Raw genomic sequence first — 7,466 nt, 5'->3', positions numbered from 1 at the left:
CGATCGCGCCGAAGGGCGGTTCATGTCGGGCGGTGTCGACCAGTTTCCGCTTTCGCCTGATGTAAGCCCCAGAGTGCAGGTGGTCGTTACGCGGCAGGGGTTCACCCGGTCGGGCGGTGGCGTGGTGGCGTCGGTTGGGGACAGCCAGACGCTGGTGGGGTTGAAGGCGATCCGGCGGCCATACCCGAACCATGCACAGCTTGATGAGACAGACCATGGCGATGGCACGCGAACGGTGCGGATCGCGCTGTCGGAATATTTGTATGCAGGCGACACGGTTGCATCGGTGACGTTCGCGGCCGGCTGGAAGGCTGGCGAAGGCGCGGCGACGATTTCCGGCGGCATCACCAACAATTCGACCGCGCCGCTGCCCATGGCAATCACGCGCTGGGCGCAGCCAAGCTTCGAGCTGGTTTCCGGCACGACGAGCTATACGGTCGAAGCGATTGCGGCTTCGCATCATCCACGCCATCATGGCGGCAGCCTGCACCAGGCGCTGGCTGGCATGTCGTTCATGGCGACCGATGGAACGACGACAGTCGGGCCGTTCTGGGCCTTGCCTGGTGCTTCGGACCGTGGCGACAATGTGCGTTGCTGGCGTGCGACGCTGGACCTGACCGGGTTGACAGCCGGGCCGGTGACGATCCACCGGACGGATTACCCCTGGATCGGGCAGTCGCGTTCGACGGGTTCGGCGCATTCGCTGGATGCGACGAACGCCAACCCCATCGGCTGGGCTTCGCCGCACTGCATCAGCTATGATCCGGCGGGCGCGCTGTATCCGAGGCGGCATGTGGTGGTGGACGCGGCGACCGGCACTTCAACCGCTGCGAGCGTGACGGTGGCGACCGATCTGGCGGGCGCGAAAACGGGGACGCCTGCGGCGGATGTGATTACCGCCATTCAGGCGCTGTATCTGGCCAATGTATCGCTGCCTGCGCGCAATGGATGGGCGGCGGATACAGCGCGGGCGATGGACTGGCACGTTATCACGCTGCTGGCTGGCGTGCAGCCGTTTGGCGCGGGCACGGTGACGAGCGGCGCGAACTGCAACGAGGGCCGGTTGATCATCCGGGGCGACCCGGACAACGCGGACCCGCGCGCCAACTGCATCCTGCGGTCGGGAACGGCGGCGCCGGGTTCACGGCAGGTTGCGCGGCTGTGGCTGGAAAATCTGACGGTCGAGCAGGGGCAGGCGAGCTTTGGCACCGGCGGCATGTGGCACCTTGAAAATGTCGAGGTGCGCGGGAAGCCGGGCTTCGAGACGGGCAACACAACTGCTGCCTTCAGCGGAAGTTCGCCTGCCGGATACGCGAACCTGACATTCTGCCGGTCGATGTGGTGGAAGTTCGACGAGCCGCCAGTGGGCAGCAACCGCCGGGTGATGCTGCAACGATCAACCGGGGTGAGCCGGGTTGGCGAGGCGATCGTGCACATCAACGGCTGGAAGCCGGTTGATCCATATTTCGCAAGCCGGAACACAGCATCGGCGGCTGCATTCGGCACCTGGGGCGTTTCGGCCTTTCCCAACAGCGATGCGATGGTGGTTGGTTGCCGGGCCGACGATTGGGCGGGGCGGTTCTTCAGCGCCGGCGGAGCGGTTTCGGGTGGCGCGGGAACGCAGGCCGATCCGACGACCTTTACCCGCTTTGCCATCGTCAACGGCCATTGCGAACGGGCAAAAGGCAATGACAGCGAGCGCATCTGGGGTGTTGGCGAGGGGAGCTATGAGCAGATCAGGGATTCGGTCTTTGAAGGCTGCACGCTGATCGGCAACGGCTTCAACGGTTTTTACAACGGCGGCACCAATTCATCGACGCTTAGCGCCCATGCCGATCTGGGCCATGTGTGCAACACGGTGCGGAACTGCGTGTTCAGCCGTCATGCGATCAAGCAGGACATCTTCAAGCAGAACGGAGCGCTGACCGGTTCGTGGAACATGCTGTTTGGTGTGGGGCATTCCGGCAATGTGCATGCCAACCGGGTGACGACCGATGCAGCGAACTTTCAGCACGCGGCCTGGGGCATAGGGGCTGCTGTAAACACCGATTATGCGAATGTGCTGGCAAACTATTACGAAGGGTTTGTCGACGATCAGAGCGACCGGTCTGTCGCGGGCACGGGTGGCGGCGATTACCGGCCCGGCGGCGGGAGTGTGATGCTGGCCCGTGGCGGGCCTGCCAACCTCGATGTGGATGTAGCGGGAAATGCGCGCGGCGCCGTGCATGCGAGCGGCGCGTTCGGGGCGGATGCGGGTGCTGTTTCGCTGCTGCCGGGGGGCGCGAGCCACGCGATGCAGGCCGATGGCGCGGTGATCGGGTGGGCGGCCGGACTGGCCGGGGCATCGGCGGTTCTGGCGGTGGGTTCGACTGCCGCCGCTGTTTGGTCGGGGGCAATGCCCGCCGCCCCGCGCAGTTGGCGGACGGTACGCGTGCCGAAGGATGACCGGACGCAGAAGGTGCGCCGGGACTGATATAGAGGGAGCCGGACATGGGCAAATGGGTAGCGGATGAAGTGCTCGATGGGGCGCTTCAGGTGATTTCGAGTGCGACGCGCATGGTGGCGCTGGATGCGCAGCCGGCGAGCTATGCAGCGGCCGTTGCCGGCAAGCTGGCCGAGGCGACGCTTGCGGCTGGCGATTTTCAACTGGCGCCGGGTGGTGGTGCGGGCCGCAAAGTTTCGATTGCGGCAAAGGCCGGGATTGCAGTGATTGCCGCTGGCGTTGCCCGGCACGTTGCGTTGATCGATACCGCGCTTGCGCGGCTTCTGTATGTGACGACCTGCCCCGATCAGGCGCTGGTTGCGGGCGGAGAAGTGAGCTTCGATGCCTGGTCTGTTGATATCGGCGCACCGGTCTGAGGAGCGGCGGATGTTTCTGAAAGATCCGGATGCGGTATTGGATTACCGTTTGGAGTGGGCGGACACATTGGCCGAGGGGGGAGCCATCGTCGCCAGTGAATGGGCCGTCGAGCCGGTCGAGACCGGTGGGGTTGGCATCGTTGCGCAGGCGCTGGATGGCGGTGTTGCCGTTGTTACGCTTGTCGGCGGATTGCGCGGACACGTCTATCGGGCGCGCAACCGCGTGACCTTTGCCGATGGCATTATCGACGAGCGGAGCATTCTGGTCAGGGTGGAGGAACGCTGATGCTGACATCGGGAAAGGCCGAGCCGGCCGTGTCGATCGATGTGTTGAAAGCGCATCTGCGCCTTGAGAATGACGCGGAGGATGCGCTGCTGGCGGGCTGGCTTCGGGCTGCGACCGAAGTGGTCGAGAACGAGACCGGAATGTTGTTGCTGGAGCGCGCCGTCGTCGAAACGGTGGCCGTTGGGAATGGATCCGTCAGGGTGACGTGCCGGCCGCTGCGGACTGTCGAAGCCGTAGATGTTCAGGGGGATGACGGGGCCTGGCTGCCGGTCGCGGACGGCTGGACGGTCGATCCATGTGAGGGTGTCGTTCGATTGCCGGATGTGACCGCCGGGGCGGCTGTGCGGCTGTACTATCGTGCGGGGCTGGCCACCACGGCGAACGGGCTGCCCGAGCGGTTTTCCATCGCTGTCGTCCGGTTGGCGGCGCACTGGCATGCGCACCGCGATGCGGAGGAGGCGCTGGCCGTGCCGCCGGCGGTGCGACTGTTGCTGGCGCCCGACAGGCCGCGACGGCTTCGATAGGGGGAATTCATGCGCGAAGTGGCTGGAAGGCTCTCGGAGCGGGTGTGCTTCGAGAGCCGCGATGATGTGCGCGGATTGGCGGGCGAACAGTCTGGCCAGTGGCGCACGGCCTTTGTGTGCTGGGCAGACGTTGGCCCGGTTGCACAGGCGGGGCAATTGCCGGTGGCTGCCGATACGAGGCACGCGGCCCGGCGCTGGCGGATCGAGGTGCGCGCCGGACGGGCCGTGACACCTGGGATGCGTGTGCGCTGGCGCGGACAGTTGCTGGCCGTGACCGGGATCGAGGCGTCATCGGCGCGCGATGCGGTGCAGACGCTGTGGGCGGAAGATTTCGGCCCGTCGGCGGGGTGACACGAGCAGGAGAGGGTGGATGCAGGCGAGCCTGGAATTGCAGCGCGCGCTGGTGGCGGCGCTGTCGGCCGACGCCGCGATCGTGGCGAACGGGATCGGGCTTTACGACGGACCGCCCGTGGATGCGCGGGCGCCGTATCTGTCGGTTGGAGCGGACGTGGTGATCCCCAGGGGGTGGCAGGGCGGAGGCGGGGCGGAGCATCGCTTTTCTCTGACGTTCTGGGACGTTCGCGAGGGGTTTGCGCCAGCGAAACAGGCGCTTCTGGAAGTGGAGCGGGTGGTGATGGCGATGCCGAGGGCCATCGGCACGCGACGGCTGGTGGGGATGCGGTTGCTTCGCGCGACCGTGAAACGGGCGCAGCGCAACTGGACGCAGGGCGTTCTGGAGTTCCGGGCGCTTTCGGTGATGGAGAACGGACATGGCGGTTGAGAGCGGGGCAGCGTTTCTGCTGAAGATGAGCGACGGCGGCACGCCCGAGACGTTCCGGACGGTAGCCGGACTGCGGACGACGCAGATGAGCATCGCGACCGAGCAGGTGGTCGTGACCAACAAGGGTTCGGGCGGGTGGCGCGAACTGCTGCCTGCCGGGGGGGCGCGGTCAGTCTCGGTTTCGGGGGCGGGTGTGTTCACCGGATCCGAGGCGGAAATGGCGCTGAAGGCGCGGGCGCTTTCCGGTTCACTGGACCGGTTCGAGGTGAGCTTCGAAGGCGGTGAGCGCATGCGCGGAAGCTTTCAGGTGTCGCGGCTGGATTACAGCGGCGATTTCAACGGTGAGCGCGCCTACACCATGTCGCTGGAGAGTTCCGGCGTGGTGGAAGCGCTGTGACGGCCAATCGCCTGCGGGGTGAGGTGGCGCTGCCGCTTGGGGGTGCCGTGCTGGCGTTGCGGCCGAGCTTCGAGGCGCTGGTTGCAGCGGAAGCCGAGGTTGGCAGCCTGTTTCAACTGCTGGAGCGCGCTGCTGCGGGCGATGTGAGGATCGCAGATATCGGTGCGCTGTTCTGGCATTGCGCGCAGCCCTGCAACGGCGACCGCCGGAGCTTTGAGGCAGATCTGCTGGTGGCGGGACCGGCGGCGATGCTGGAACCATATCAGGCGCTGGTCAGCGCGATTTTCGGCAAGGGCTGAGTGCTGCTGTTCGCGGATGTCGCGCGGACGGCGGCGACTGTGGCGACCGGCATTCTGGGGTGGATGCCGGACGCATTCTGGCAGGCGACGCCGATCGAATTGCAGCAGGCGCTGGAAGGGCGCTTTGGCGTGTCGCCGGCGTTGGGGCGGCAGGAACTGGAGCGGTTGCGGGAGGTTTTGCGGGATGGATGAGGAACTGGAACCGTTCGGCGCCGGCCTGCGCGCCGGGCGCGAGGCGCTGGCGCGCGATGCGCAGGACATGCGGGACATGCTGTCAGGCCCGCTGGTGCAGGGGGCGGAAGCTGCCGGCCGCGGTATCGAGAGCGCTCTGCGGCGGGCGGCGCGATCTGGAAGGCTGGAGTTTGAAGATCTGGCAAGGGTTGCCGGAAGGGCGCTTGGGGAGATCGCATCTGCCGCGTTGCAGCTTTCGGGCGGGACGGGGGTGGGTTCGGCCATTGCTTCAGCTGGCGTTGGCCTGCTGGGGCTGCCGGGGCGGGCGGCGGGTGGACCGGTCGGGCCGGGGCGCGCCTATGTCGTGGGGGAGCGGGGACCGGAACTGTTCGTGCCGCAGTCGAGCGGGCGCGTGGAAGCGATGACCGGCCAGCGCGCGGGGGTGCATGTGACCGTGAATGTGGCGGCGCCGCGAGAGGCCGGAACCACATTCATGGCGCAGACGGGCAAGCAGGTGGCGCGCAGCGTGCGCCGGGCACTGGAGCGGGCAGGCTGAGATGGCGCATTATCTTGCAACCCGGGACGATCAGGTGCGCCGCTGCCATGTGAAGCGGTTTCGTCCTGACCTGTGGTCGGTCGATTTTCCACGCCCGATGATGGCGGCGCTGACTGTTCCGGATCCGTCGACCTTGCGGCTGGATCTGGATTTTCTGACCCGTAAGGATCTGGTCGGGCTGATCTGGAGCAGCGAGGACCGCTGGTCGCATCCGTTGCTCGGTTATGAGACGTGGCGGGACTATCGCGGACTGACGCTGGAGTTCGAGTGGGCGGCCGGGCCGGGTATCGCCGCGCTGGACGCGCTGCATGGCGCGGTGCTGACGGTCGAGGGGCGGGATGCCACCGGGATGGCGGGCGTCTGGTATGTGCGGCTGGCGAACTATGCGGCGGCTGTTTCGGGCGGCATGGGCGTGCGCATCGATTTCGATGATCTGCGCGCAGGATTCGGGCCGGGCGGACCGCCAGTGTTCGCCGGAGACATCGACCGGTTGTTCCTGTCGGTCGTGCCGGCGGAGTATGACGGGACCGATACGGCGCTTGCGGCGCCCATATCGAGCTGGATCGAGATGCGCGGGATGCGGGCATCCGGGCATTCCTCGGTCATGCTGATGGGCGATGCGTTTCTGCCGGAGCATCAGCTTCGCATGTGCTCGGGCTATGATGACAGCTATCATCAGGCACCGGAGCGGCTTGTCGAGCAGTGGCAGGCGCTGGGCTATCGCGGAGCCGTTACCCATTATGTGGGCATGAGCCATTACCCGGCGCTTGTGGCTGCCGGGGAGGGTTTCGTTGTTTCGGGCGGGGTATGTGCAGCGGCCATGGCCTGGCACAGGGCGTTGCTGCGTGCGATGGCGCGTGCCGGGATGACGGCAATCCTGAGTTTGAGTTTTGAATTGTTCGACGCTTATGCGCCGTCGGCCTGGGCGCAGCGCGACGCCAACGGCGGCAGGGCGCTGACGGGCTGGAGCCCACCATCGACCCTGCTTTCGCCATGCAACGAGACGGCACTGGGATGGCTGGGCGGGATCGCGGCGGCGTTTGGTGCGATGGCGGCCGATGAGGCTGGCGCCGTCGGGTTTCAGGTTGGCGAGCCATGGTGGTGGGTCGGCCCGAGTGGGGCGCCATGTTTCTATGACGCGGCGACGATTGGGCGCTGGGCGGCCCATTCCGGCACCGCTGCGCCATCGATGAACGATGTTTCCGGGGTTCGATCGGCTGCAGAGCAACTGTTTCTGGATTGGCTGTGGGCGCAGTTGGCCGATGCCTGTGCGTCTGTTCGGGAGGCAGCGCGCGATGCCGCTGATGGCGCGACGTTCGTTTCCCATCTGCTGTTCTATGCGCCGCAGGTGCTGGCGGATGACCGGCCAGACCTTCGCCGCGCGAATATGCCGGACGGCTGGGCATACCCCGAATGGGATGTGCTGCAACTGGAAGACTATGAATTTGTGGTGGCTGGCGATCCACGCGGCATGCGGGCCGGGCGGACGGCGGTTATGCAGGCGCTGGGCTATCCGTTGCATGCGCAGCACTATTTTTCCGGCTTTGTGCTGGATGGGCAAACGGCCGCGCGGGATTGGCCGCGGATCGCGGC

General features: G+C 66.4%; 11 protein-coding genes. All 11 read left to right on the top strand.

Annotated elements, in window-relative coordinates:
* Nucleotides 1-2,473: hypothetical protein (locus AC16JP_RS05975; RefSeq protein WP_484339693.1), on the top strand; the 2,473-nt coding region annotated here is incomplete at its 5' end.
* 17 nt (nucleotides 2,474-2,490) lie between these two features.
* Entirely contained in the window at nucleotides 2,491-2,859 is a 369-nt protein-coding gene (locus AC16JP_RS05970) for a hypothetical protein (RefSeq protein WP_484339692.1), read from the top strand.
* A gap of 10 nt (nucleotides 2,860-2,869) precedes the next feature.
* Complete coding sequence (locus AC16JP_RS05965; protein ID WP_484339691.1) at nucleotides 2,870-3,145, top strand: phage fiber-tail adaptor protein; 276 nt, start codon at nucleotides 2,870-2,872, stop codon at nucleotides 3,143-3,145.
* Nucleotides 3,145-3,669: a head-tail connector protein gene (locus AC16JP_RS05960; RefSeq protein ID WP_484339690.1), complete on the top strand. Its 525-nt coding sequence runs from the start codon at nucleotides 3,145-3,147 to the stop codon at nucleotides 3,667-3,669. Before AC16JP_RS05965 ends, AC16JP_RS05960 begins: the two co-directional genes overlap by 1 nt.
* A gap of 9 nt (nucleotides 3,670-3,678) precedes the next feature.
* Nucleotides 3,679-4,020 (top strand): head-tail adaptor protein, encoded by a 342-nt coding sequence (locus AC16JP_RS05955; protein ID WP_484339689.1) that lies wholly within the window; start codon nucleotides 3,679-3,681, stop codon nucleotides 4,018-4,020.
* A 19-nt stretch (nucleotides 4,021-4,039) separates the two neighbouring features.
* A complete protein-coding gene (locus tag AC16JP_RS05950) occupies nucleotides 4,040-4,450 on the top strand; it encodes a DUF3168 domain-containing protein (RefSeq protein WP_484339688.1) in 411 nt (136 codons plus the stop codon).
* Nucleotides 4,440-4,847, top strand: coding sequence for a phage tail tube protein (locus AC16JP_RS05945; RefSeq protein ID WP_484339687.1), 408 nt, complete (start codon nucleotides 4,440-4,442; stop codon nucleotides 4,845-4,847). The genes AC16JP_RS05950 and AC16JP_RS05945 overlap by 11 nt, the downstream gene beginning before the upstream one ends.
* A complete protein-coding gene (locus AC16JP_RS05940) occupies nucleotides 4,844-5,146 on the top strand; it encodes a GTA-gp10 family protein (protein ID WP_484339686.1) in 303 nt (100 codons plus the stop codon). The genes AC16JP_RS05945 and AC16JP_RS05940 overlap by 4 nt, the downstream gene beginning before the upstream one ends.
* Complete coding sequence (locus AC16JP_RS05935; RefSeq protein WP_484339685.1) at nucleotides 5,147-5,338, top strand: phage tail assembly chaperone; 192 nt, start codon at nucleotides 5,147-5,149, stop codon at nucleotides 5,336-5,338.
* Nucleotides 5,331-5,873: a tail tape measure protein gene (locus tag AC16JP_RS05930; RefSeq protein WP_484339684.1), complete on the top strand. Its 543-nt coding sequence runs from the start codon at nucleotides 5,331-5,333 to the stop codon at nucleotides 5,871-5,873. Before AC16JP_RS05935 ends, AC16JP_RS05930 begins: the two co-directional genes overlap by 8 nt.
* A 1-nt stretch (nucleotide 5,874) precedes the next feature.
* Nucleotides 5,875-7,466 (top strand): non-contractile tail sheath protein (locus tag AC16JP_RS05925; protein WP_484339683.1); only part of this gene is annotated, 1,592 nt, incomplete at its 3' end.

The organism is Sandaracinobacteroides sp. (assembly GCF_057137845.1).
This window is presented reverse-complemented; position numbering and strand designations above follow the sequence as displayed.